20 protein-coding genes are annotated in these 25,927 nt (G+C 67.6%); 8 read left to right on the top strand and 12 right to left on the bottom strand.

The genetic code is table 11. From position 1 onward, the window contains the following. Window positions 1-32: 32 nt before the first annotated feature. The 4 genes from WDU99_RS15205 to WDU99_RS15190 all read right to left on the bottom strand — a co-directional run bounded on the left by WDU99_RS15205 (window position 33) and on the right by WDU99_RS15190 (window position 8,570). Window positions 33-5,021 carry a metallophosphoesterase gene (locus WDU99_RS15205; protein ID WP_337333308.1) on the bottom strand — a complete coding sequence of 1,663 codons (4,989 nt, stop codon included), beginning with the start codon at window positions 5,019-5,021 and terminating at the stop codon, window positions 33-35. A gap of 188 nt (window positions 5,022-5,209) precedes the next feature. Continuing rightward, window positions 5,210-5,746 (bottom strand): alpha/beta fold hydrolase, encoded by a 537-nt coding sequence (locus tag WDU99_RS15200; RefSeq protein WP_337333307.1) that lies wholly within the window; start codon window positions 5,744-5,746, stop codon window positions 5,210-5,212. A gap of 24 nt (window positions 5,747-5,770) precedes the next feature. Next, on the bottom strand, window positions 5,771-6,829 hold the full coding sequence (locus WDU99_RS15195) for an LLM class flavin-dependent oxidoreductase (protein ID WP_337333306.1): 1,059 nt from the start codon (window positions 6,827-6,829) through the stop codon (window positions 5,771-5,773). 121 nt (window positions 6,830-6,950) lie between these two features. After that, entirely contained in the window at window positions 6,951-8,570 is a 1,620-nt protein-coding gene (locus WDU99_RS15190) for a DUF7059 domain-containing protein (RefSeq protein WP_337333305.1), read from the bottom strand. Between the two features lie 87 nt (window positions 8,571-8,657). Here WDU99_RS15190 and WDU99_RS15185 point away from each other — a divergent pair, with 87 nt between their 5' ends. From WDU99_RS15185 to trxA, 4 genes are all read left to right on the top strand, one after another. Then, a complete protein-coding gene (locus WDU99_RS15185; RefSeq protein ID WP_337333304.1) occupies window positions 8,658-10,820 on the top strand; it encodes a DUF6049 family protein in 2,163 nt (720 codons plus the stop codon). Beyond that, window positions 10,813-12,432 carry a murein biosynthesis integral membrane protein MurJ gene (gene murJ / locus WDU99_RS15180; RefSeq protein ID WP_337333303.1) on the top strand — a complete coding sequence of 540 codons (1,620 nt, stop codon included), beginning with the start codon at window positions 10,813-10,815 and terminating at the stop codon, window positions 12,430-12,432. Before WDU99_RS15185 ends, murJ begins: the two co-directional genes overlap by 8 nt. 119 nt (window positions 12,433-12,551) lie before the next feature. Next, window positions 12,552-13,526: a thioredoxin-disulfide reductase gene (gene trxB, locus WDU99_RS15175; protein WP_337333302.1), complete on the top strand. Its 975-nt coding sequence runs from the start codon at window positions 12,552-12,554 to the stop codon at window positions 13,524-13,526. 62 nt (window positions 13,527-13,588) lie between these two features. Continuing rightward, window positions 13,589-13,912, top strand: coding sequence for a thioredoxin (gene trxA, locus WDU99_RS15170; RefSeq protein ID WP_337333301.1), 324 nt, complete (start codon window positions 13,589-13,591; stop codon window positions 13,910-13,912). A 74-nt stretch (window positions 13,913-13,986) separates the two neighbouring features. On the opposite strand, the gene WDU99_RS15165 is transcribed toward trxA, so the two are convergent. The 4 genes from WDU99_RS15165 to WDU99_RS15150 all read right to left on the bottom strand — a co-directional run bounded on the left by WDU99_RS15165 (window position 13,987) and on the right by WDU99_RS15150 (window position 17,359). Next, entirely contained in the window at window positions 13,987-14,277 is a 291-nt protein-coding gene (locus WDU99_RS15165; RefSeq protein WP_337333300.1) for a tryptophan synthase subunit alpha, read from the bottom strand. 51 nt (window positions 14,278-14,328) lie between these two features. Then, window positions 14,329-15,378: a LacI family DNA-binding transcriptional regulator gene (locus WDU99_RS15160; RefSeq protein WP_337333299.1), complete on the bottom strand. Its 1,050-nt coding sequence runs from the start codon at window positions 15,376-15,378 to the stop codon at window positions 14,329-14,331. Between the two features lie 67 nt (window positions 15,379-15,445). Next, complete coding sequence (locus tag WDU99_RS15155; RefSeq protein ID WP_337333298.1) at window positions 15,446-16,336, bottom strand: PfkB family carbohydrate kinase; 891 nt, start codon at window positions 16,334-16,336, stop codon at window positions 15,446-15,448. Between the two features lie 21 nt (window positions 16,337-16,357). Continuing rightward, entirely contained in the window at window positions 16,358-17,359 is a 1,002-nt protein-coding gene (locus WDU99_RS15150; RefSeq protein WP_337333297.1) for an SIS domain-containing protein, read from the bottom strand. Between the two features lie 270 nt (window positions 17,360-17,629). Between WDU99_RS15150 and WDU99_RS15145 the strand changes: the two genes are divergently transcribed. The 4 genes from WDU99_RS15145 (at window position 17,630) to WDU99_RS15130 (ending at window position 21,600) form a co-directional block, all read left to right on the top strand. Further along, window positions 17,630-18,949 (top strand): ABC transporter substrate-binding protein, encoded by a 1,320-nt coding sequence (locus tag WDU99_RS15145; protein ID WP_337333296.1) that lies wholly within the window; start codon window positions 17,630-17,632, stop codon window positions 18,947-18,949. A 106-nt stretch (window positions 18,950-19,055) separates the two neighbouring features. Continuing rightward, window positions 19,056-19,931, top strand: a complete 876-nt coding sequence (locus WDU99_RS15140; RefSeq protein WP_337333295.1) for a carbohydrate ABC transporter permease — start codon at window positions 19,056-19,058, stop codon at window positions 19,929-19,931. After that, window positions 19,931-20,764 (top strand): carbohydrate ABC transporter permease, encoded by an 834-nt coding sequence (locus tag WDU99_RS15135; RefSeq protein ID WP_337333294.1) that lies wholly within the window; start codon window positions 19,931-19,933, stop codon window positions 20,762-20,764. The genes WDU99_RS15140 and WDU99_RS15135 overlap by 1 nt, the downstream gene beginning before the upstream one ends. Then, window positions 20,761-21,600 carry a TIM barrel protein gene (locus WDU99_RS15130; protein ID WP_337333293.1) on the top strand — a complete coding sequence of 280 codons (840 nt, stop codon included), beginning with the start codon at window positions 20,761-20,763 and terminating at the stop codon, window positions 21,598-21,600. Before WDU99_RS15135 ends, WDU99_RS15130 begins: the two co-directional genes overlap by 4 nt. Window positions 21,601-21,634: 34 nt before the next feature. Here WDU99_RS15130 and WDU99_RS15125 read toward each other — a convergent pair whose 3' ends face one another. The 4 genes from WDU99_RS15125 to WDU99_RS15110 form a co-directional block, all read right to left on the bottom strand. Beyond that, the gene (locus WDU99_RS15125) at window positions 21,635-23,035 is read right to left on the bottom strand and encodes a sugar porter family MFS transporter (RefSeq protein ID WP_337333292.1); all 1,401 of its coding nucleotides are present in this window, start codon (window positions 23,033-23,035) and stop codon (window positions 21,635-21,637) included. 78 nt (window positions 23,036-23,113) lie between these two features. After that, the gene (locus WDU99_RS15120; protein WP_337333291.1) at window positions 23,114-24,142 is read right to left on the bottom strand and encodes a ParB/RepB/Spo0J family partition protein; all 1,029 of its coding nucleotides are present in this window, start codon (window positions 24,140-24,142) and stop codon (window positions 23,114-23,116) included. Beyond that, the gene (locus WDU99_RS15115) at window positions 24,142-25,023 is read right to left on the bottom strand and encodes a ParA family protein (protein WP_337333290.1); all 882 of its coding nucleotides are present in this window, start codon (window positions 25,021-25,023) and stop codon (window positions 24,142-24,144) included. The genes WDU99_RS15120 and WDU99_RS15115 overlap by 1 nt, the downstream gene beginning before the upstream one ends. A 530-nt stretch (window positions 25,024-25,553) precedes the next feature. Next, on the bottom strand, window positions 25,554-25,865 hold the full coding sequence (locus tag WDU99_RS15110) for a GIY-YIG nuclease family protein (protein WP_337333289.1): 312 nt from the start codon (window positions 25,863-25,865) through the stop codon (window positions 25,554-25,556). Between the last annotated feature and the right edge of the window lie 62 nt (window positions 25,866-25,927).

The following is a 25,927-nucleotide window of genomic DNA, read 5'->3' as shown; positions in this document are numbered from 1 at the left end:
TCGGTCGTAGCCGGGGGTGTCGGCGACGCGGGTCAGGTGCGGCGGCGACCTCGCAGGAACAGGATGCCCCCGGCGATGAGCACCATCAGCGCTCCCGCCCCCAGACCCAGCGTCCACAGGACGGACGCACCCGTGGTCGCCAACGCCCCGGCCGGACCCACCGCGCCGGCAGCACCGTCATCAGTTCCTCCGGTACCAGCCGGTGTGTCCGATCCGTCACCCGACCCCGGATCACTACCGCCCGGATTCTCGCCACCCCCGGGATTCTCGCCACCGCCCGGGTTCTCGCCACCGCCCGGGTTCTCGCCCTCACCGGGGTTCTCGGTGCTCTTCCCGTCGATGGTGAACGTGCGCACGGCGGAGAGCTCGACCCCGCCGAACGGACCGGTGGTGCGCGCATACCAACCGTGCTCGCCGGCATCCAGATCGCTCCAGGTGACCGTGGTCTGCTCGCCGCTCACGACGTCGGTGACGCAGCCGATCTCGTTCGTCGTCAGGATGTCGGCACGGAACGCATCGGTCGCCAGCACCTTCGTTTTCGGCACGATGCCGCCGGCCGCGTACGGGATCTCGAACTCCTGCATCCCGGCCGGGCTGTTCAGCGAGGCGTCATCGGAGTCGAAGTCGTCCAGCGACGGCGAGTAGGTGCGCACGATGATGCGTTCCTGCCGGTTGTCGAAGTGCAGCAGGCGCAGGTACCCCTGACCGCCCTCGGGCAGCCCCTGGTAGTCGAACAGCATGGAGTAGACCGTGCGATCGGTCACGCCGTCGCCGTCATCGTCGAAATCGTCGAGCCGCGTGTAGGCGTCGTGATAGTGACCCGAGCCGACAGAGATGACGTTGGGGTTCGGCGCGACGACCTCATCGTAGATCCGCTGCGGGAAGGGTCCGAGGCCGCCCGTGGTGAGCATGTACTCGTGCAGGTTGATCATCACCTTGCGCTCGGGGTACTGCCGGATCACCGAGTTCATCCAGGCGATGTCCTCGGAGTTCGACGCCTCGTCGTTCGGGTCGGGCCAGCCCATGTAGACCATCAGCAGGTCGATGCCGCCGACGGTGACCAGGTCGATGTGACCACGGTTGTCCTTGTACGAGCCGCCGTACCACGGGTTCTGCGCGAACCGCGCCTCGCCGAAGTTCGCGCTGTACGGACCGTAGTCGCCATCCCAGTGGCCGACGTCGTGATTACCGGCGAGCACACCGTACGGGATTCCGGCGTCGTCGAGCATCCGGTACGCAGCATCGGCGTTCTGCCACTGATGCGGCTGGTCGTGATTGTCGACGATGTCTCCGGTGTGCGTGACGTACTGCAGGTTCAGCGCATCGCGCTGCGCGACCAGGAACTCATTCATCTTCCGCTGATGCTGGTACCAGACGTCGCCGCCGCCGCCACCGGCGAGCTCTCCCTCGTTGCGGTTGTAGTACTGCGTGTCGGAGAGCCAGCCCAGCGTGAAGTCGTACTGGTCGCGCGGCGTGGCCGCCTCGTGGAACGGCGTCACCGGGGTGTCGCGCGAACTGGTGTCGGCAGCCGCCCAGCCCTCGGAGTGCTGCACGAGCAGGGTCAGCTGCCCGTGGGACGCGTGACCGGCAACGGTCACCTGCGCCTCGAGGGTGAAGTCTGTCGACTCTCCCGCGGTCGTCACGTGTCGGTCGATCTCCTGCCACGAGCCGTCGGTCTTCTGCACGTACAGCAGCACCTTGGCATCCGCGTTCGCCGACCCCTCCCACGCAACACGCAGCTGTGCGTCGGCGCCGGCGCCGTCGGGAACCGCGACCGTGAACAGCTGATACGGCATAGCCGTGTCAGAGCTCTCGACCGTCTCGATGCCGTCCGTACGCGCCATCCGCGCCAGCGCCTCTTCGCTGAGCGCGACCGCCTCGCCGCGGTCGATAGACCGCGAGTCGGTGGTGGCACCGCCGGCGACGCGCACTTCGGCATCCGACGGTGTGTAGGTGTATCCCTGGGCGAAGCAGAGCTCGAGACGGTCGTCGATGTTCGAGCCCGCCACGGCGGTGAGGTCGACCTCGTCTCCAGTGAGCTCGGCCCCGTCAGCGGGGCTGAGCAGCTGAGTGCGCGGCTTCTCGTCGGCCGTCGAGAAGACCGTCGTGCTCGTGGAGACGTTGCCGACGGCATCCGTCGCCGTGATCACCGCGACGTGATCGCCAGGCGCCAGCGTGAGCGACGACGTCGTCAAAGGAAGTGTGATCCGCTCATCGTCGAGTGTCGCGGTCACCGATTCGAACCCCGAACCGCGATCGGTGATGGTCGCGTCGATGGTGAACTCGCCGCGGTAGCGCCGGCCGTCGATCATCGTGCCGACGATCTCGGGCGCGGTGTTGTCGACGTGCACGGTGCGGGTGACGGTCTGCCCGGCATCGGCTGCTGCCGCGTCTCGTGTCGCAGCGCCCGTCGTGGCGGTGATCACGTGCTCGCCGTCTTCGACGGCGGTCGTGTCCCACAGCGTCGAGACCGAGTCGAACGCGTCATCCGGAACGGTGAACGTCGCCAGGAAGTACACCAGGTTCGCGTCACTGAAGTTGATGCGCTCGGTCGACGTGGCCGGGCATGCCCGCTCGGTGGGCTCCTGCCCCTCACCCGCTCCGGCGCACGAGGTCGGGTGCAGCACCCTGCCGTCTGGCAGCACGAGTCGCGGGTTCATCGCCGCGTAGTCGTCGTTGTTCTCGTCGAGGTTCGGCTCGGGCCACGCCTTCGTCCCGGCGTACACGCCGATGGTCAGCGGCCGGCCCCGGACGACCTCTTCGACCGGCACGTCGGCGTCCACCGTGACGATGCGGTCGTAGTACCCCTCGTCGAAGATCGTCAGCACGTTGTCGCCGAGCTTGATGCCGTTGCGGAAGAACGCGTCGGTGCTGGTCGCCTCGATCGCGAACTTCGGGGCGCGCTCGAGTGACGGCGTCGTCTCGGGGAGGGGCTCGCCGTCGATGCCGAGCGCGAGCTGGGCGGGGTCGCCGTCGGTCGTCGCGACCAGCGGCGTCTGCCCGCCGACGAACTGCCCGTCGGCGACGTTCAGCCGCACGGGGTCGGCGGGGGCGTCATCGAGAGTGATGCGCACCGGCCCGATCGACGCGGTCTGACTTCCGTCGCCTGCGGTGACCGAGTACTCCACCCAGCGCTTTCCGTATACATCGACCTCGGGGATGCTGTAGACGTAGCGCCCAGGGGTGCCGAATGTCAGGTCGTGCTGCTGCGTGGCGCCGAGGTCCTCGGTCAGCGTGAGGGTGACGCGCCGCACGAGCACGTCGTCGGTGATGTCGAAGCCGAGCTCGATGCCCTCGCCGGCGGGCAGCTCGGTGCCGCCGGTGAGATCGATGATCTGAGGCGCGGTCCCTGCTGCCGGGTGCGGCACGTACGCACCTGAGACCTGGTCGTCGGTCACTGCTCCCGGCGTCGGCGCGGCGAGCCCGAGCATGACCTGGGTCGTGCCGGACGGATCGGCCGGCAGCCACAGCGCGGCGGCGGTGTCGGCCGGGTTCCAGCCGTACTGGATCGCCGTGGTCGGGGTGGTCTGCCCGTCGGCGAAGTAGTACGCCCGCGAGATGTCGTGGCCGGTCTTCGTCATCAGCTGCAGGCCACGCGATCCGCCGTTGGCCATGCCGCCGGACTGGATGGTGAGGATGTCCTCACCGAGCACCAGATCGGTGCCGTGCGCCGCGTTGAAGTCGGTCACGGTGTACCCGGCGGCGAGCACGGCCGGGTTCTGGATCCACAGCACCAGCGCCGCGCCTGGTTCGATGACCGGCTCGCCCGGGCCGGCTGGCCATAGCGTCGACGAGTTGGTCGTGGGTCCGCTGAGGGCGTTGTCGGTCGTGAGGTAGTTGAGCACGTAGTCGCCGAAGTTCACCGGTGCATCCGAGGCGTTGTAGACCTCGATGTACTCGTAGGCGTCGGAGCCCGAGACGTTCGCCGTGTCGGGGGCGAGCTCGGTGATCTGCAGGATCGGGCCCTCGGCGTCGGGATCGGTGGGCTTGACCGGCGGCGTCAGCGCGCTGGTGACCTGCTCGAGCGTGATGGTGCCGGGAGTGGGATTCGCGGTCGCGCCGGTGACGTCGTGCTCGAGCAGACGCGCGTCGACGCCGCCGATCTGGTCGGTCACGCCGAACTGGGCGTTCCACGGCGTGGAGCCGACGCCGTCGTCGGCGGGCACCCAGGCGCGGGCGAGCACGGTGCCCTCGGCATCCGTCAGGCTGAAGCCGCGGACGCCGCTGTTCGCGAAGCCGCCCTGCGGCCCGAAGCGGAAGATGGGTGCGTCGGAGGAGGGGATGCCGTAGAACTCGCGGAACTGGTCCTTGCTGAGACTGCGGCGCGGGTCACCCTCGCCGTAGTTCATCCAGAGCACCGCGACGCCGCCGGCGGGAATCACGGCCGGCGCGTCGTCCTCACCATCGAGGTGGATCAGCGACTGGACGCTGCCGGTGTTCCACTGGCTGGTGTGGTACCTGATCTGCAGTCCGGCTGCGCTCAAGTCGATCGGCGCATCGGTCGTGTTGGTGATCTCGAGGAACTCGTAGTTGTCGGCCCCGGCGTTGTCGCCGTTGATCTCGGTGATGATCAGCGGCCAATGCTCAGCGGCGTTGCCGCTCTCGCCCGTGACGGCGTCAGCGGCGGCGTTCGCCTCGGGTGTCGTGAGGGTCGTCTCGTCGGATGCCGGCGGTGCCGTGTCCTGCGGCGCGGGCATTTCAGGGGCCGGGGTCTGCTCCGGCGCGGTCGGGTCTGTCGCTTCGGGGTCGGTCTGCTCGCCGGCATCCGGATTCGGCGCGGGCGACGACGTCTCTGGAGCCGGCGTCGGGGTGTCCGGGGCCGGGGTCTCGGGAGCCGGCGTCGGCGCCTCTGTCGAGGGCGACGGGGCGGAAGGCGGACCGTCGGCCGGAGTGGGGGATGTCGCCTCTTCGGCGAGCGCGAGCTGCGTCGTGCCGGGCACGACACCTGAGACCAGCGCCGTGGCGACGACCACGGCAGCGAGCGCTGCTGCACCGGCGCGACGGAAGGAGGGATGGGGCATGGACGGAGAACCTCTTCACGAAGGGAGAATGGCGATTGCCACCCCTCTTCGTACTCAGTCCCGGTGACGCGCAGGTAGCCGTCCGTCGACGCCGGCCGGCCAGTTCTGAACTGTCGGTGAACATTGCGCCACCGCCGACCCTCACGGCCGACACGCTGCCGACCCGTCGCCGGGCCATCACCGCCGGATCAGTCGCATGGGCGGTGACGGTCGACGCGTCCGAGCCAATCCCGGATCAGCGCTCCGACGAGCTGGGGCCGCTCCAGGTGCGGATTGTGCCCCGTCCCGTCCAGCACCACGAAGCTTCCGCGCGGATAGTGATCGGCGAGGGCGAGCCCGTCCTCGTAGCCGACCACGTGATCCTGACGCCCGAACACGTGCAGCGCCGGTGCGAGGAACGGCTCCCGGGCATCCGATTCCGGCGAATAGCCCTCGACGTATGTCGCACTCAATCGGTCGATGACCCGGGCATCGGCGCCGCGCAGGCCGGGCAGCACGAACCGCTCGAAGTCCCGCAGTGCCTGATCGGTGTGGACGACCGCCATCTCCTCGAATTCGGCCCGCGCATCACCGGCCCGTTCGAGTACGCCGGCGTCGTGCACGATCACCTCATGACGGGGAAGTCTGCGCTGGGCGTGATCGAGTTGGAAGGCCCCGGCCAGGGTGGCGAGGCCCTGACACTGGTCGGGCAGCGAGTGCGCGACGTGCCGAGCTTCAGCGATCACCCTGCGATGATACGCGGACGGGCGTCAGACGACCGGGTCGCCCTGCACCGGCCCCTCGGTGTTCGGCTTCCAGCCCAGCGCCGGCGCCACGTGCTCGGCGAACGCCTGCAGCACGTGCAGGTTGTAGTCCGGACCGAGCTGGTTCGGGATGGTCAGCATGAGCGTGTCTGCCGCCATCACGGCCTCGTCGGCCTTCAGCTGCTCGATCAGCACGTCGGGCTCGGCCGCGTAGGTCTTGCCGAAGGTCGACCGCAGCCCGTCGATGACACCGATCTGGTCGCCGTTCTCGGCACTGCGCAGCCCGAAGTAGGCGCGGTCGCGGTCGTCCATCAGCGGGAACACGCTGCGGCTCACAGATACGCGTGGGGTGCCCGTGTGCCCGGCCTCGCGGTAGGCCGCCCGGAAGATGTCGATCTGCTCGCGCTGCAGTTCGTGGAACGGCTGCCCGGTTGCCTCGGTGACCAGCGTCGAGCTCATCAGGTTCAGCCCGAGCCGGCCGGTGGTCTCGGCGGTGGCGCGCGAGCCGGAGCCCCACCAGACGTGGTCGCGCAGCGTGGGCGATTGCGGCTCGATCGCCAGGTAACGCCCCGGGCCGACCATGTGCGCGTCACCGGGGGCGATCGCCTCGCCGTCGATCGCCCGCAGGAACAGGTCGAACTTCTCGCGCGCGAGCACGCTGCCGCGCTCGGCGTCTTCACCGTCGACGTAGCCGAACGCCTCGTAGCCTCGCAGCGCCGTCTCGGGTGACCCGCGGCTGATGCCGAGGGCGATGCGACCGCCCGCGATGAGGTCGAGGGCGGCGGCCTCTTCGGCGAGCTGCAGCGGGTTCTCGTACCGCATGTCGATGACGCCGGTGCCGACCTCGATGCGCTTCGTGCGCGCGGCCATGGCCGTCAGCAGCGGCATGGGCGAGGCGGCCTGGCGCGCCCAGTGGTGCACGCGCACATAGGCGCCGTTCACGCCGATCTCGTCGGCGCCCTCGGCGAGCTCGATGGTCTGATGCAGCATGTCGCCGGCGGTGCGGGTCACCGAACCCGGCACATCGGCGTAGTGCCCGAACGAGAGGAATCCGAAGGCCTTCATGGTCTATGCGAACGCATCGTTCTCGGACGCTATTCCCCGCCATCCCGAGGTTCAGGTCGCAATGGATGCCGCTACTCGCGTGGAATAGCGGCAACCATTGCGACCGGGACGAGGTAAACGATCACTCCGCCGGCACGAGCAGTCCGTCGAACACGAGTTCGCGGATACGGGGCTCGATCTGCGCCCACAGCTCGGGCAACGGCACGTCAAACAGGTCGGCGAGCGCCGCGGCGATCTGACCGACCGTGAGCTCGCCGTCGCAGGCGCCGACGAAGCCGGCCAGCGCCGGGTCGACCTTGAGCGTGCGCCCGAACCCGCCGCCCTGCCGCAGCTCGATCACGCTCGGGTCGTCGTTGCCGGGCATGAAGTGCCGCGCCTCGGTCACGTCCGGCGCGACGACGAGACGCTGCGGGATGCCCTCGGCGAGCAGGTCATGTGCGGCCAGGCCCGTCGCGAGGGCGCGTCCCAGCCCCGACACGGGCTGAGTCACGGTCTCGAAGCGGTGAAGTGGGGCGGCATACGGATGCACCTGGGGGGCCGACACGCCAGATGTCGGCCCGTTTCCGGCATCCCGTCCGACATCTGGTGTGTCGGCCCCCGATTCGTAACCGGATCTGGCGGCCACGCCCGGGCGGCGCAGCAGGATGTAGCCGAAGCCGACGGCGGTGACGCCGCGGTCGGCGAAGTCGTCGAGCCACGCGGTGAGCAGCCGGGTGAACTCAGCATCCCGCGGCAGCGTGCCGCCGTCGCGGATCCACAGCTCGGCGTAGGCGAGCGGACTCAGCTCCTCGCGCTGAATCACCCACGCATCGAGGTCGTCGGCGACCCACGACCGCACCCGGTCGAGCCCCGAACCGACGGCCGACGACGACTCCCAGTTGCCGAGCAGCTGGGCGACGCCGCCGGGCGAGAGATGCTGCGGCACCGCCCGCAGGAATCGCTCGACGAGCGCATCGCCGATCATCCCGCCGTCGCGGTACTCGTACTCGGGAACGTCGGTGGCGCGCGGGGTGATGACGAACGGCGGGTTCGAGACCACCAGGTCGAACGACTCACCCGCCACCGGCTCGAACAGGCTCCCCTCGCGGAATTCGATGTTGCGCACGCCGTTGAGCTGCGCGTTCAGCTCGGCGTAGGCGAGCGCACGGGACGAGATGTCGGTGGCGACGACATGACCGGCGTTGCGGGCGATCAGCAGTGCCTGGATTCCGCAGCCGGTGCCGAGGTCGAGCGCCCGCTCGACCGGCGTCGGGATCACCAGCTCGGCCAGGGTGCGCGACGCCCCGCCCACCCCCAGCACGTGGTCGGCGGGCAGCGACGAACCGAGGGCGATCTCGTCGAGGTCACTGGCGATCCACCATTCGCCGACGCCACCGGCATCCACGAACGACTGCGGGCGGATCAGCGCCCGCGGAACGATCCTGGCGCCTTCGACCGACGCCAGTCCCAGAGCGGCCAGTCCATCGATCCCCACCCGCGGCAGCGCCTGCTCCACCGCCGCGAGCGGCTGCGGCATCCCGAGCACCCACAGGCGGCCGAGTGTCGGCAGGGCGTCTTCGCGGTCGGCGAGAGCGCGCAGAATCGGCTCGCGCAATCCGCGGGCCAGCGCGTCGTCGGACTCGGCGCCCCACAGCTGCCGCAGCGCATCGGAACGGAAGTCGGCATCGTCGAGGTCGGCGGCGAGAGCCTGCGCGAGAACGTGATCGGGGTGGGGTCGGGAATCGTCCGGCACGGCCGTCACTCTACGCGCCTTCAGGGTTTCGCACGCCGTCACGCCTAGAATCAGGGGCGGTGTCGTGTCACTCCCCCGGCGCGGCCGATTCCGATCATGACCTCGACGCATCCCCGCGAAGCCTCCCGCCCGCGTGCGCGCCGGCTGCTGAGCCGCCTCGCCGCGGCGCTCGTCGTCGGCAGTCTCGCCCTGGGTGGCGCACCGGCCGCATCCGCAGACGAGGAATCGGATGCCCCCACCCCGGCCGACCCGATCGTCGAGCTGTCCGTCTCGACGGGATCGGGCACCGTGATCGCCCCCGGCGGCCCCCTGGTCAGCTCGATCACCGTCGAGAACACCACCGACTCCGAACTCACCGCCGGCACCGTCAGCCTGCAGATCAACAGTGATCGGCTGACCGACGGGGCGGCCCTCGACGCCTGGCTCGACGACGGCACGGTCAGCGGTGCGTTCCGCACGATCGCGACCGAGCCGACGCCCGTCGTCGACGCCGGCGATCAGAGCGCCGTCACCTCGGTGGTGGATGCCGGCGCCCTCGGCGACCTCGAACCGGGCGTCTATCCGGTGCAGGCGCGCCTGTCGGGTGCGTCGACGACCGATGACGAGGGCGACGCGATGCCATGGAACGTCACCGCGTCGAACGTGCTGGTGGTCGCCGAATCGGACGCGAGCGCGAGCGCGGTGCTCGTGCCGATCACCGCCACCCCCGAGAACGGCTCGCTGCTCACCGCCGACGAACTCGCCGAGCTCACCGCCGACGGCGGCTCGCTGGCGGGTCTGCTCGACGCGGTGATGGGCACCGCGGCGATCCTCGCGATCGATCCGTCGATCCCCGCGGCGATTCGGATGCTGGGCATCAGCGCCCCGCAGAGCGCGATCGACTGGCTGGCGGCGCTCGAACGGCTGCCGAACGACGTGTTCGCCCTGCAGTTCGGTGACGCGGATGCCGCTGTGCAGGCGCACGCGCAGCTGCCCGAACTGCTGTCGACGCCCGAGCTCACGCCGCTCCTGCAGCCCGCCGACTTCCCCTCGGCGCCCGTGCCCACTGCGACACCCGAACCCACCCCGACCGAAGACGTCGCGCCGCTTCTCCCCGGCAACGACGAACTCACCGCGGTGGACGGCGCGACCCCCGGCATCCTCTGGCCCCGCGACGCCGTGAGCACGGCCGATCTCGCGACCTTCGACACCTACCTCGGCGACGAGGTGACCACGATCCTGCCGTCCGCAGCGCTGGCAGGCAGTGCGGCGGCGCACAGCACGGTCGACGGCCACAACGTGCTGACGGTCGACACGGCAGCATCCGCCCGCATCTCGGCCGCGGTCGGGCAGACCGACCCCGCCGCCATCGACCGTGAATTGACCGCCGCTGCCGGTCATCTGTTCTTCGCCGGGCAGCACTCGGCGTCGACGGTGCTCGCCCTCGACCGATCGGAGACCCGCACGCCCGCCGGGGTGCGCGCCGCCCTGAGTGCCTTCGCCTCGCCCACGGTGACGCTCGCCGACCTGCTTGCCGCGGCACCGGCATCCGCCACCCTCTCGCCCGACGACAGCGCATCGCGAGTTGCCGCACTCAACGACCTGCTCGCGGGCGAACGCCGCCTCACCGACTTCTCTACGATCCTCGACGAACCGGCGCTGCTGCTCGGCCCCACCCGCATCCGCATCCTGCGTGCGATCGGCGTCGGCCTCGACGACGCCGAGTTCGCCGCCGCGGTCGCCGCGCAGTCGGAGCGCGTGCAGGAGACCCTCGACGCGGTCGGGATCCAGCAGCCGAAGCCCGTGCAGCTGTTCACCTCGGCGGCGCCGCTGCCGGTGTGGGTGCGCAACGAGCTGCCCTGGAACGTGAACGTCTCGCTGTTCAGCACCCCGTCCGACGTGCGGCTCGACATCCAGCCGGTCACCCCGGTGATCGCGCAGGCCGGTGGCAGCACCCGCGTGAACGTGCCGATCGAGGCCCGCGTCGCCAGTGGCGACGTGCAGGTCACGTTCCGGCTGAGCAGCCCGACCGGCGTGCCGATCGGGCAGCCGGCCGAGGCCGACGTGACGCTGCGCGCCGACTGGGAGGGCATCGGCCTGGTGATCCTCAGTGGCGTGATCGTGCTGCTGCTGGTGTTCGGAACCGTGCGCACCGTGCTGCGCCGGAAGCGCGCGAAGGCGGATGCTGCGGGTGATGCGGATTCTGTCGACGACGCTGCGAGTGCCGGCGACGCGCCGAATGCCGGCGCCGCGCCGATCACACGGGAGAACGATGAGTAGTCTCGGCCGGGCCAGCGCGATCCTCGGCGCCGGCACCCTCGTCTCGCGCATCACGGGGCTGATCCGCACCATCGTGCTCGTCGCGGCGATCGGCAGCTTCGGGCGCCCCGCCGACGCCTTCGCGGTCGCCAATCAGCTGCCGAACAACGTCTTCACGATCATCCAGACCGGCATCCTCACCGCCGTGATCATCCCGCAGATCGTCAAGTCTGCGGTGCACAAGGACGGCGGCCGGGCCTACATCTCGAAGCTGTTCACCCTCGGCACCGTGGTGTTCCTCGCCGCGACGGCCCTGGCGATGGCGGCGGCACCGTGGCTGGTGACGCTGTACGCCCACAAGTTCACGCCCGATCAGCTCGCGCTGGCCACGGCGTTCGCTTACTGGTGCCTGCCGCAGATCTTCTTCTACGGTCTGTACGCGCTGATCGGCGAGACACTCAACGCCAAACGCGTCTTCGGGCCGTACACGTGGACGCCGGTCGCGAACAACATCATCTCCATCGCCGGCTTCCTGGTGTTCATCGCCCTGTTCGGCGGCAACCAGAACGCGATGGACGTCTGGGATCCCACGATGATCGCCGTGCTCGGCGGCACCGCCACCCTCGGGATCGCCGTGCAGGCCGGACTGCTGCTGTTCGCCTGGCGCGGCACCGGGCTCGCGCTGCGCCCCGACTTCCGCTGGCGCGGCGTCGGACTCGGTGAGATCGGGTCACTCGCCGGGTGGACCTTCCTGATGGTCATCGCCGGCCAGATCGCCGGACTGATCCAGACCAGAGTCGTCTCGGACGCGTCCGGCGAGCATCCGTCGACCGCGCTGATGATGGCCGCCTGGCTGGTGTTCATGCTGCCGTACTCGATCTTCGCGATCTCGATCGGCACCCCCTACTTCACCCAGATCGCCGAGCACGCCGCCGCCGGGCGCGACGACGAGGTGCGCGGCGACGTCGCACGGTGCATCCGCGCGGTGTCGCTGTTCGTGGTGGGGTCCGGCATCGCCCTCGCCGTCGCGGCCGTACCGGCCACCCGGATCTTCACCGAGAGCGCGGAACAGGCTGTGCAGGCCGCCCCCGTGCTGATCGCCTATCTGGTGGGGCTCGTGCCGCTGTCGGTGCTGTTCATCGTGCAGCGGGCCTTCTACGCCTATGGAGACACTCGCACGCCGTTCCTGTTCACCCTGGTGCAGGTGGCACTGATCATCGGGTTCTCGTACGTGGCCGCCGCCGTCGCGCCGCTCAGCCAGCTCGCCGCCGCCGTGGCGCTCGGCCAGTCGATCGCGGGGCTCGTGCAGACCATCATCGCGATCTGGATTCTGCGCAATCGCCTCGGCGGACTCGAGCTGCCGAAGACGCTGCTGTCGCTGCTGAGGTTCTTCATCGCGGCGATCCCCGCCGGGTTCGCCGGGTGGGGCACGTACGTGCTGATGGGCGCCGGCGAGGGGTGGACCGCCGGGCAGACCGGCATGACGTTCGTCGACAAGCTGCTCGGTGCCGTGGGCACCGGCGTGATCGGGCTCGTCGCGGTCGTCGTGTACGGCGTGGTGCTGCTGATCCTGCGCGCCCCGGAGCTGACCGTCGTCTCGGGCCTGGTCAAGCGGTTCCTGCCCGGTCGCTGAGCACCCTCGGACAGCCGCTGGGCACTCCTGGTTGACCGCACCCGGGGAATGCGACGCGGTTACCATGGGTTGAAGCAGTCGGTGCCGTTCATACCGGCATCCGCGATCAAGGAGAGCACATGCGTCAGGTCATCATCATCGGCTCCGGCCCCGCCGGATTCAGCGCCGCCATCTACGCGGCGCGCGCGAACCTCAAGCCGCTGCTGATCGCCAGCACGGTCGAGGTCGGCGGCGAGCTGATGAACACGACCGACGTCGAGAACTTCCCCGGCTTCCCCGAGGGCATCCTCGGCCCCGACCTGATGGCCAAGCTTCAGGAGCAGGCCGAGAAGTTCGGCACCGAGGTGCTGTACGACGACGTCACCGAGCTGCACGTCGACGGCCCGGTCAAGAAGGTCGTCCTCGGCAGCGGCGCCGAGCACGAGGCATCCACCATCATCTACGCCACCGGCTCGGCTTACCGCAAGCTGCACATCGAGGGCGAGGAGCGCCTGTCGGGCTACGGAGTGTCGTGGTGCGCGACGTGCGACGGCTTCTTCTTCCGCGAGAAGACGATCGCCGTCGTCGGCGGCGGCGACTCGGCCATGGAAGAGGCCACCTTCCTGACCCGGTTCGCCTCGAAGGTGTACGTCATCCACCGCAAGGACACCCTGCGGGCATCCAAGATCATGCAGGAGCGCGCCTTCGCGAACGACAAGATCGAGTTCATCTGGAACAGCGAGGTCGTCGAGGTGCTCGGTGGTGAATCTGTGAAGGGCGTGCAGCTGCGCTCGACCGTCGACGGTTCGCTGCGCGAGCTCGAGATCGACGGGCTGTTCATCGCGATCGGCAACGACCCGCGCACCCACCTGGTGCACGAGAAACTGCAACTCACCGACGCCGGCACGATCTGGGTCGACGGACGCTCGTCGCGCACCTCGGTTCCCGGCATCTTCGCCGCCGGTGACGTGATCGACCCGACTTACCGTCAGGCGGCGACCGCGGCCGGCTCCGGCGTCGTTGCGGCGCTGGATGCCGAGCACTTCCTCGCCGACCTGGAGGATGCCTCCGTCGAGGAACCCGCCGCCGTCGCGGCCGAGGTCATCGTCAGCTGACCGCCGGGAACACATTCCACGCGCCCGGCGTTTCATCGGGTGACACCGAACAAGGAGATTCAATGACTGCCAAGGCAACCACGCAGGCCACCTGGGAGCAGGACGTGCTGCAGGCCGATGGTCCGGTGCTGGTCGACTTCTGGGCCGCATGGTGTGGACCGTGCCGCATGGTCGCACCGGTGCTCGACGAGATCCAGGCCGAGAACCCCGAGAAGATCACGATCCTCAAGCTCAACGTCGACGAGAACCCCGACCTCGCGATGAAGTACCAGATCACCTCGATCCCCGCGATGAAGGTGTTCCACGGCGGTGAGGTCAAGAAGACCATCATCGGCGCCAAGCCGAAGTTCGCCCTCGAGCAGGACCTCGCCGACTTCATCGGCTGAGTTCGCCTTCTCGGAGTTCTGCAGAGCTTCTTCAGAGCCCGTCGCCTATTTGGGCGGCGGGCTCTCGGCGTCTGTCACGCCGCCAGCATCCGCCATACGGTCGTGCTCAGCTCGGGGTACTCCAGGGCGATGCTGCGCAGCACCTGATCGTTCCAGTGCGGATCACGGACGTCGCCGCCCCGATCGACCACGACGTCGGCGCGGAGCAGCAGCACGACGAGCTCGTCGACGGACGGGAGCTCGCTCATGAAATCCCAGGGATCCTGACCGTTGCGCAGACGCTCGTGCACGAGCACCGAGCGCTCATCGCCCGCTTCCGCGCGCAGCACTTCCAGGCTCGCACGGCGGGGGAATCGGTCGATCACCTGACAATTCTACGATCCGGTGCCCGAGCCAGGGCCGGGGCCGGGGCCGAATCAACGGTCAGACGGCGGAGCGACGGACGCTCGTTCGATGAAGCGCGTCTCGAGCGTGTGCAGCTCGACCGAGGGCTCCTGCCCGTCGATCGCCCCGAACAGCACCTCCGCCGCGCGAGTGCCGAGCGCCTGCATCGGCTGCTCGATCATCGTCAGCGGCGGCTCAAGCACCCTCGCCCAGGAACTGTCGTCGAATCCGATCATCGAGACGTCGGTCGCGACCCGAAGTCCGGCGTCGCGCAGCGCCTGCAGGGATCCAGTCATCGCATCCGTCTCGGTGCAGAACAGCGCGGTCGGCGGATCGGTCAGCGCGAGCATCTGCCTCACCTCGACGCGGGCGTTCTCCTCGACCTTCTCACCCACCATGACGAGGTCGGCGTCGAAGACGATGCCTTCGTCGTCGAGCGCATCCAGATAGCCCTGCAGCCGCTCACCATCGGTCCAGAGGTTGCGCGCGGCGATATCGACCATCTCGCGGCGGAGTCGGGGGCGCTCCTGAACCGGCGGCCCCCACACGAACCCGATCCGCCGGTGCCCGGCGGCGATGAGGCGCTCGACGGCGTCTCGCGCGGCGGCGCGATTGTCGATCACGACGGCGTCGAGCTCGAGACCCGGAACCGCCCGGTCCACCAGCACGACGGGGATGCCGTGGTCTCGCGCCTGCTCGAAGTGCGCCGCAGACGCCGCGTCCAGCGCGGCGGACGCGACGATGATGCCGTCGACCCGCTTGTCGATGAGTACGTTGGTCGCGGCGACCTCCTCGGGCAGCTTCTCGTTGGTGCTCAGCACGAGCGTGTCGTATCCCCGCGCGTGCGCCGCGTCCGAGATGCCCCGCACCACGCCACCGAAGAACGGATTGGCGATGTCGGCCACGATCACGCCGATCGTGTTGCTGATACCGGTTGACATGCTGCGGGCGAGAGCGTTCGCCCGGTAGCCGATGCGCTCGGCCGCTGCGAGCACCCGCTCACGCACGTCGGGACTCACGTAGCCGTAGCCGCCGAGGGTTCGCGCGGCTGTGGAGCGACCGACCCCTGCCCCTGCGGCCACCTCGGAGATTGTGGGAGGAGCGGAGCGCTCGGCTGCCATCCGCTTCGCCCCCTTCCTGATCACCCGTTCACCACATGATAGCCGCGACTGCGTCGGGACTCGGCCGACCCCGTTCGAATGCCCCCTCCACGAAGCACTGATCGTGGGCCGCATCCGCTCCTGCCTGGAGAGCCTGCTGCAGCGCGGCGCCACCGGGGTTGCGTCCACGACGCCATCCGGCGCTGTGCAGCGCCACGAGGAACCCGGCGAGGAAGGCGTCGCCGCATCCCATCGTGTCCACGACATCGCTCTCCTCGGGTATCAGCCGCGCGGGAGCGCTTCGCCGGATGCGCCCGTCGGTCACGAGCGCGCCGTCGGTTCCCCTCGTGCCGAGCGCGAGTACCGCTCCGCGCGACACGACGTCGTCAAGCAGAGTGAAGGCCTCGTTCTCCTCAAGACCAGCGCACGAGAGGAGGACGAGGTCGGCAAAAGGGGCGATCCGATCCAGATACGCTCCCTCCCGGAACTCCGCCTCACTGGACAGGTCGTAGCTGACGAGCGCGTCGTGCCCGCGAAGGCGCACGAGCTGGCTCTCGGTGCGGGAGTAGACACTCGAGTGAACGACGTCGAAGCCCGCCGCGTACTCCTCCCGTCCGTCGCCGAGGTCGATGGGCTCCCGAACGGTGACGCCGCCACCGTTCCATCCGAGGAACACGCGCTCTCCGTCCACGACCTGTAGTGAGGAAACCCCCGACTCTCCGCTGCGGACGATGCTCCGGGTCGTCGCCACACCCGCATCCTCGATGGACGCCCGGAGGAACCGCCCGCGATCATCGTCGCCGAACACCCCCAGATACTCGGCGTGCATGCCCAGGCGATGGGCGTATACGGCGACGTTGACGGCGTTCCCCCCGGGGTACTCGATCCCGCGATCGACGAAGCGATCGACGATATTGTCGCCGAATCCGAGGACTCTCATCACAGCACCGCCCTCGTGCGCTCAGTAGTCCATCACACGGTAATAGCGGCGCAGGTCGAGCGAGTGGTCACGCACGCGCTCGAGGTGCTTGCTCACCCGGCCCATCACGGTGTCGAGCACGATCGGAGCGATGAGCGCGCGGTTCTCGGGGCTGAAGCCCTCGAGCGCGTAGTCGCGGGTGTCGAACACCGTCACGTCCTTCGACACCCTCTTGGCGAAGGACTCCGCGCGGTCGGTCAGGCCACGGGTCTGATCCTCACCCTGGAAGATGATGACCGAGGTGTCCTTCTCGAGCAGCTCCAGCGAGCCGTGGAAGAACTCCGCGCTGTGTACGCGAGTTGTCCTCAGCCACTGCATCTCCTCGAGGATGCACATGGAGTACAGGTAGGTGAAGGCCCAGATCGGCCCTCCGCCGATCAAGAAGTAGTAGTCCGTGTCCTTGTGAGCATCGGCGAAGGCCGCGGCGACCGGTTCGGCCTGCTCGGCGACCGCGACCAGGGCGTCGGGCAGGTTCTGCAGCTCGTCCGCCAGCGAGGTGTAGCCGTCGAACTCATCGCGTCGCTCGAGCAGCCGGCCGATCAGCAGCAGCATCTGCATGTCGAAGGGCCAGGTCTTCGGTTCCGAGATCAGCGCGTGGTCCACTCCCTGGGCGATCGGCGATTCCGGATAACCGGTGAACGCGACGGTGGTGGCGCCCTTCTCGCGGACGTAGTCGACGGCGCGCACGATGTCTTCGGTGGTGCCACTGACCGAGGTGAACACCGCGGCGGTGCGCTCGCCCAGCAGGGCGTCGCCAGCGACAACGAGCTCCGCCGCGATGGCGGCGCGGATGGGGATCGCCGAGCGCTCGCGGGCCAGCAGCTCGTATGGCCACATCTGTGCGTAGGTGCCTCCGGACCCGATGAGCAGGACATTGTCGATGCCCTTCTCGAGCAGCGCATCGACGAGGTTCTCGATTTGCGGGCGGAGTGCGACGGCGCTGGCCGTCTGGGAGCGGAATGCGGTCTCGTCGAAGCCGAGCATCATTGATCCTTTCGATTGGGCGAGAGTGCCCGGGTCATGGTTGTGGTACCGGTACCAGGTCGGCATCATGCTGACATAGTTGTCACGACTACGTCAATAGTCCAGAGGATTAGCGTGGTTGCAAGCCGATACGAAAGATCTGCAGATTGAGACTGGTACCGGTACCAGGTTTTCGGCTACACTCGCCAGCCAAGACATGCACCGAGTTTCCAACGGCGGATCGGTGGCCGCGAGTCGCGGCAGGCGGACCGCCCCTCAGAGAGGCAGACCATGCGCACCACCCGCACTATCGCCACCGTTGCCACAGTTGCGGCGACGGCCCTCGTGTTCTCCGGATGCGCGGCGAGCGCACCCCAGCCGGCAGCGGACGTCACCGCCGACCCCGTCTTCGAGGGCACGCTCTCGATCCTCACGAAGTTCGCTGGCGAACCCCTCGAGCCGTACTTCGAGGATCTCGCCGCGGCGTACGAGGCCGAGCATCCCGATGTGAAGATCGAACTGATCCAGGAGACAGACCAGTCGATCAAGGACAAGACGAAGACCCTCACCGCTTCGCAGGCCCTGCCCGACATCTACTTCACCTGGACCGGCAACTGGGCGGACAACTTCATCAACGGCGGACTCGCCGCCGACCTGAGTGACGTCATCGCCCCGGGAACCGAATGGGGCGATCGCTTCGGCGAGGCGTCGCTGTCTGCCTTCGAGCACGACGGCAAGTACTACGGCATCCCGCTGTACAACAACGGCAAGTTCATGGGCTACAGCAAGTCCGCGTTCGCCGAAGCCGGTATCCAGGTCCCGACCACGTTCGAGGAGCTCATCGACGCCTGCGAGCCTCTGCGGACGGCGGGCTACGAACCAATCGCGTTCGGCAACAAGGACGGTTGGCCGGCCCTGCACTATCTGCAGCAGCTGTTCGCGTACAACGTCCCCTCGGAGGTCCTGCGCGCGGACTTCGACCCGGAGACCGCCGAATGGGACGATCCCGGATATGTGCGCGCTCTGGAACAGTTCAGTACCCTTGTCAACGACTGCACCGACACCGGCGACGGCACTAACGGCGTCCTCTACACGACCGCTCAGCAGGCGCTCGCCGGCGGTCGAGCGGCGATGTACTACCAGGAGATCCTGGAGTTCGACACGGTCACCGCTGACGGCGCCACCCTGACCACGGACGACTTCGGAATCTTCCCGCTGCCGGTTCCCGAGGGATCGAAAGGCGACCCGGGCGTCATCGAGGGTTCGCCCGAGGGCTATCTCATCAACGCGCAGTCGCCTCGCGCCGCCCTCGCCGTCGATTTCATGAAGTTCGTCACCGAGCCCGAGAACGCCAAGACGCTGTCTTCTCCGCCATTCGGGCAGCCCAGTGCTGTCGTCGACGCGGTGACGGCGGAGACGTCGAGCAAGTCGGTTTACGAGGGCATCTCGATGGTCAACGACGCCTCGGGTCTCGTCGCCTGGCTCGACACGGTGACGGTTCCCGAGGTCGCCGATGCCTGGCTGGCAGGCGGCGAAGCCGTCATCAGCGGCAGCTCCACACCGGAAGAGGTGCTCGAAAGTGTTCGCGCAGCGAACAACGACGCCCGCTGACGCACCGTCGGGGGCCGGTTTCCGCCGACCCCCGACCGTCACCGAGACCATCCTCAACCCGGCGCCGCGCGGCCATAGAGCCGCCGTCCGCTGGTCGCGAGGTCGCATGGCGCGCGTCGCCGGACTGGCCTGGGTCCTGCCCGCGCTAGTGGTGCTCGGCGTCTTCGTGTACCTGCCGCTCGTGCAGAACCTCGCGTTCTCCACGCAGGAGTGGGACATCTACTCCGGAGTCTCGGAGTTCGTCGGCATAGAGAACTACGAGAAGCTCCTCGGCGATCCCGTCTTCTGGGGTGCTCTCTGGAACAACGTGCTCTACGCGCTCCTCTCCATCGTGTTCCAAGTGGCCGGAGCGCTCGTGCTCGCCGCCATGATCGAGAGCCTGCGCAGCGTTCGGTGGCGGAAGATCCTCCGCGCGATCTACTTCGTCCCGTCCGCGATCTCCCTCACCGTCGCTGGCCTGCTCTTCTACTTCATCTACGAGCCGAAGCTCGGCATGCTCAACCATATGCTCGACGCGTTGGGCCTGAGTGCGCTCGCCCAACCCTGGCTCGGCCAGGAGTCCACCGCCATGGTCGCCATCATCGCGATGAGCCAGTGGCAGGGCTTCGGCTATTCCACGCTGCTGTTCGCTGTCGCCATCCAACGCATCCCCGCGGAGCTGTACGAGGCGGCTTCGCTCGACGGCATCGGGCCGATCCGCCGCTTCTTCCACGTCACCGTGCCGCTCGTGCGCGAGATGAGCGGCCTGATGGTCATCGTCACCATCTCCGGAGCGTTCCAGGTGTTCAACGAAGTCATGGTGATGACCAGCGGCGGACCCAACAACTCGACCCAGGTGCTCGCCACCTGGCTCTATCGCAGCGGGTTCGTGCGCAACGACTTCGGCTACGCCGCCGCGATCGCGACGGTGATCTTCATCGTTACCCTCATGGTGGCCCTCGGTCAGCTCTGGTACACACGACGCAGAAGAGTGGAGTTCTGATGACCCGCACCGGCTTCCTCGGCGCGATCGTCCGCGTCTTCATGTGGTCGTTCCTGCTCGCACTGGTGGTCGTCGTCGCCTACCCGCTGCTGTGGATGGTGCTGAACGGCTTCAAAACGAACGCCGAGCTCTTCGGCAACCCGTTCGCGCTGCCACTGCAGCTCGACTGGGAGAACTACGCGAACGCGTGGAACCGCGGCGTGAGCGACTACCTCACCACGAGCGTGCTCGTCACGGTGACTTCGACGATCGCGACGGTGTTCATCAGCGCATGGGCGGCGTTCGGTCTCACCCGCGTGCGCATGCCGTTCGGGCGCGTCGTGTCCGGCATCATCCTGGGCGGTCTCATGCTCGCTCCTGCCGTCGCGCTCGTTCCGCTGGTGCGGATGTTCCAGGCGATGGGGCTGTACAACACGTTCTGGGCTCTGCTGATCCTCTACAGCGCGTTCCGCATCCCGTTCACGACCTTCCTAATCCGCGCCTACATGATCGATCTTCCGCGCGAGGTCGATGAGGCCGCGGAGGTCGACGGCGCCAGCCGCTGGACGACGTTCTGGCACATCACCTTGCCGATGTGTAAACCGATCATCATCTCCACCGTCATCCTGCACGTGCTGTTCGCCTGGAACGAGTACCTGTTCGCGATGGTCTTCACCAGCGGATCCGGCGTGCAGACGCTGCCGGTGGGTCTGACGAGCCTGATGAGCAAGCATGGCACCGACTATCCCGTCGTCTTCGCGGGCATGGTGATGGCCGCCCTGCCGGTGATCGTGCTGTTCTTCGCCAGCCAGCGCTACTTCATCAAGGGCCTGTCCGAGGGGATCGGGAAATGACGGCGACTGCACCCCTGATCGATCGGGTGAGCGGCTCGAACTTCTCCTACCAGCACCTGCCGCTCGAGCGCTGCCTGGACGATCTCGTCGACCTCGGACGCACTTCGATGGAGTTGTGGGGCATCGCGCCTCACGCTCATGTGCCATGGCTGACCGATGCCCACGCGCGGCGGATCCGCGATGCCGCGCACGCACGCGGTCTGCAGATCGTCTGCTTCACGCCGGAGCAGGTCATGTACCCCGTGAACATCGCCTCACCAGACGCTCGGCTGCGGGCGGAGAGTATGCAGATGTTCCGTCGAGCGGCAGAGCTGGCAGTCGAGTTCGGTGCGGAGCTCCTCTTCCTCACCGCGGGTCGTGGCGGTGAGGACGAGCCTCGGGATGCCGGTTGGCGTCGATCGGCGGATGCCATCGGCGCGATCGCCGGGTATGCCGCCACTCTCGGCCTGGACTGCATACTGGAACCGCTCCAGCGCGTGGAGTCAAATCTGGTCAACAGCGCAGCCGACTCGAAGCGGATGCTCCGTGATGTCGGTGCGTCGAACCTCGGTGTCGCGTTGGACACCGTCGCCGCGGCTGTCGCTGGCGATTCGGTGGACGACTACTTCGCACTGCTCGGCGACAGGGTGCGTCACGTGCATCTCATCGACGGCGTACCGGCGGGTCACCTCTCGTGGGGCGAGGGCGAGCTGCCGCTGTCAGACATCGTCTCCGGCCTGGCTCGCCATGGGTACTCCGGCCGGGCGACCATCGAGCTCTTCGGCGACGGCCAGTATGCCCTGGACCCTCGGCCGGCACTGGAGAAATCGCTGCGGGCGGTGACCGGAGCAGCCTGAGGGGTCAGGGTCGCCTGCGGCGCGTGACGATGACCTATTCGGTCATCGATTCAAGCTCCTTGCCCTTCGTCTCGGCGACCTTGAAGTAGACGAAGAAGAACGACAGCAGAGCGAAGAACGCGTAGAACCCGTATGCGAACGTCAGCCCGATGTTGGCGAAGGCCGGGAACGTCGTCGAGATGAAGAAGTTCGCCACCCACTGAGCGGCTGCGGCCACCGCGAGGGCACCAGCGCGGATCGAATTCGGGAACATCTCCCCCAGCAGCACCCACACCAGCGGTCCCCAGGTCGCCCCGAAGAACACCACGAAGCCGTTCGCGCAGATGAGGGCGATCGTCGACCAGGGCTCAGGCAGAACGACCTCACCGGCAGCATCGACCGTTCCGAACGAGAACGCGACTGCCATGAGCCCCAGCGTCACTGTCATCCCGATCGAGCCCACCAGCAGCATCAGCCGCCGGCCGACGCGGTCGACGAGCAGGATCGCCACGATCGTCACCGCGATATTCGTCACCGACGTGATGACGGTGATCGTGAGGGCGTCCGATTCATCGAATCCGACCGACTTCCACAGTGTGGTCGAGTAGTAGAAGATCACGTTGATGCCGACGAACTGCTGGAAGACGCTGAGCAGGATGCCCACCCACACGATCGGCTTCAGCCCGAGCCGGTGACCGCGCAGGTCACGCAGCGATTCCTTGCGCTCGGTGTTGATCGTGCCCGTGATCTCGACGATCTTCGCTTCGACGTCGTGCTCGCCGGTGACCATCGTGAGCACGTCGGTGGCCCGCTCGACCTCGCCGCGCGCCACCAGGTATCGCGGGGATTCGGGCAGGCGCAGCGCCATCACACCGTAGACGACGGCGGGTACGGCCTCGACGATGAACATCCAGCGCCAGGCATCCAATCCCCACAGGGGTTCGGCGGCGCCGCCGGCGACGCCGGCGAGGAGGGCATCCGAAAGCAGCGCCACAAAGATGCCCGAGACGATGGCAAGCTGCTGCAGCGACCCGAGTCGGCCGCGAACGCGCGCCGGCGATACCTCGGCGATGTAGGCGGGTGCGATGACGGATGCTGCACCGACGCCGAACCCGCCGATGATGCGCCAGATGATCAGGTCGATGACGCCGAAGGCGAGTCCCGAGCCGACGGCTGAGGCGAAAAACAGCACGGCGGCGACCACCATGGTCGGGATGCGTCCGTACCTGTTCGCGACCGGTCCCGCGAACCACGCTCCGATCGCGCACCCGATCAGGGCGGACGACACCGCGAAGCCCTTGAGGGTGACGCCGAGATCGAAGGCGCTCGAGAGGGCATCGACCGCGCCGTTGATCACTGCCGTGTCGAAACCGAACAGGAATCCGCCGAGCGCTGCGGCGATGCTCACGCCGATGACGCGCCCTCGGATCCCGCCGGACTTCAGTGCCTCAGCCATCTCGACCCCCCGGTGTGCTGTTGACCGGAGCCTAACCCACCCGAGGGTTCGAGAGAAGAAGTACTTGGCGATTCGGGGTCAGCGCGACCCGTACTCCTCTTCGCCGAGCTCGGCGAGGATGCGGTTCAGGTCCTGAATGGATGCGAATTCAATCTTGACCTGGCCCTTTCGGGCGCCCAGGCCGATCTGCACGCGGGTGTTCAGCCGGTCACCCAGCTTGCCGGCCACCTCGTCGAGGTACGCGCGTCGGGCACCCGCCTGTGGCTTGGTCGCCTTGCCCGGGGTGGTGGGAAGGGTCTTCGCAGCTGCCTCGGTGGCACGCACGGAAAGGTCTTCATTCACGACCTTGTCGGCGAGGCGCTGCATCTGCTCGGGGTCGTCGACCGAGAGGATCGCGCGAGCGTGACCCGCCGAGAGCACACCTGCCGCGACACGCTGCTGCACAGGCACCGGCAGGCGCAGCAGGCGGATCGTGTTGCTGATCTGCGGTCGTGACCGACCGATGCGCGTGGCGAGCTGCTCCTGCGTGATGCCGAAATCCTCGAGCAGCTGCTGGTAGGCGGAGGCCTCTTCGAGCGGGTTCAGCTCAGACCGGTGCAGGTTCTCAAGCAGCGCATCGCGGAGCAGGTCCTCATCGGCAGTCTCGCGGACGATCGCGGGGATGGCCTCGAGCCCGGCTTCGCGAGCGGCGCGCGTGCGCCGCTCTCCCATGATCAGTTCGTAGTCGCCGTCGGCGTTCCTGCGCACGACGACGGGCTGCAGCACACCGAACTCGCGGACGCTGTGCACCAGCTCGGCGAGGTGATCCTCATCGAAGTGGGTACGCGGCTGACGAGGGTTCGGAACGATCGCCTTCGGGTCGACCTGAATCAGTCGGATGCCCGGGATCTGCGCGAGATCCGCCTGCTCTGTTTCACGTGAAACATCGGCGCTGGAGGATGTCTGCATCGCAGCATCCGACTTCTTCTCGCCTGTGCCGTCACCGATCTTCGCGTCCGCAGCGATCTTCACGGCGCCGGGGAAGAAGACGTCGACGGGACGCTCGGTCTGATCCGCCGTCGGGATGAGCGCTCCGATCCCCCGACCGAGTCCAGTGCGTTTGGCCATCATGCCCCCTTGTTCTGAGCGGATTGCGGACCCCGCTGAGCTATCTCTACTGCTGCTTCCCGGTATGCGATGGCGCCTGCCGAAGTTCCGTCATATGCGATGACCGACTGCCCGAAACTCGGGGCTTCGGACACCCGCACGGAGCGCGGGATCACGGCGTCGAGAACCTGCTGCGGGAAATGTGCGCGCACCTCGTCGGCGACCTGCTGCGCAAGGCGCGTGCGCGCGTCGTACATCGTGAGCAGGATCGTCGAGAGGGCGAGTTCGGGGTTGAGGTGCTTCTGGATCATCTGGATGTTACCGAGCAGCTGGCTCAGCCCTTCGAGTGCGTAATACTCGCACTGAATGGGGATGAGCACCTCGGATGCCGCCGTGAAGGCGTTGATCGTGAGCAGACCCAGCGATGGCGGGCAGTCGATGATCACGAAGTCGGCGGGGTGCTCTTGCAGATAGGTCTCGAGTGCGCGGCGCAGGCGGAACTCACGCGCGACCTGCGAGACGAGTTCGATCTCAGCGCCAGCGAGGTGGATGGTGCTCGGCGCACAGAGCAGATTGGGTGACTCCGGGCTCTGCTGCACGATGTCGCCGAACGGAAGGTCGTTGATCAGCACATCGTAGATGCTCGCCGTGTCGGCCGTGTGCTCCACGCTGAGTGCGGTGGATGCGTTGCCCTGGGGGTCGAGATCGACTACGAGGACCCGGGCGCCGAGTTCGGCGAGGGCGGATGCCAGGTTGACCGTGGTCGTGGTCTTACCCACGCCACCCTTCTGGTTCGACACCGTGAAGATGCGGGGTTCACCGTCGAACTCGACCGTGATCGTGCTGAGTGCTTTGCGACGGGAGGAGAGGTCGGCGAGTTCCCGTGCGAGCGGGGTATCCATCCCGAAATCTTGGTTCGGCGATGCGTTGTCGGATGGTTTCACGTGAAACATCGACTCCTTTCGGGACCGTGTTCCACTCTAACCGACCCCACCCCCACTGCCCGATCCACCCCCCGGCCATTGAGCGAGGAGCGCAGCAACGAGACGAGATCCGGTCATTAAGCGCGGAGCGCAGCGACGAGACGAGATCCGGTCATTGAGCGCGGAGCGCAGCGACGAGACGAAATGCCCACCCTGGAAGGGGCGCGTTTCGACTCGCTCCGCTCACTCAACGACCGGGAACAGTAACCATGCCGGTCATTGAGCGAGGAGCGCAGCGACGAGACGAAATGCCCTCCGGGAGCGCGAGGCGTTTCGTCTCGCTCCGCTCGCTCAACGACCGGGAGAGACACCCGCCCGGGAACAATCGCCGGGTCCGCTCCGTACTCGGAGTGTTTCACGTGAAACACTCCCGGTCATTGAGCGAGGAGCGCAGCGACGAGACGAAATGACCACCACGCACGACACCCGTTTCGTCTCGCTCCACTCGCTCAACGACCGGACGAGCCTGCGCGTCTCAACGCCCTCTCCCGCGCACTCCACCCTTTGATGGCGTCGTACCCGCCCTCCATGAAGGCAAGTCGCTTGGCATGACTCCACCCCTGCATCCTCTTCTCAAGAGCGAACGCCTCATCGATGCGATCGAACTCGGCCCACCACACCAACTCCACCGGCAGTCTGCAGGAGGTGTAGTCGCTGCCGAGTCCCTGAGCGTGTGTTTCCAGTCGCGTATCCAGATCTTTCGTGCTGCCCACATAGAAGGTTCCATCGGCGCAGCGGAGAACGTACGTGTATCCAGTCATCGTCGGAGCGTACGTCCGTGAGGAGTGCGTCGAGGTGACTCAATACGGAACCTGGGGATGTT

This window comes from Microbacterium bandirmense, from assembly GCF_037204185.1.
Lineage (GTDB): Bacteria > Actinomycetota > Actinomycetes > Actinomycetales > Microbacteriaceae > Microbacterium > Microbacterium bandirmense.
Note: the sequence above shows the minus strand (reverse complement) of the source record. Positions and strands in the feature narration are given on the sequence as shown.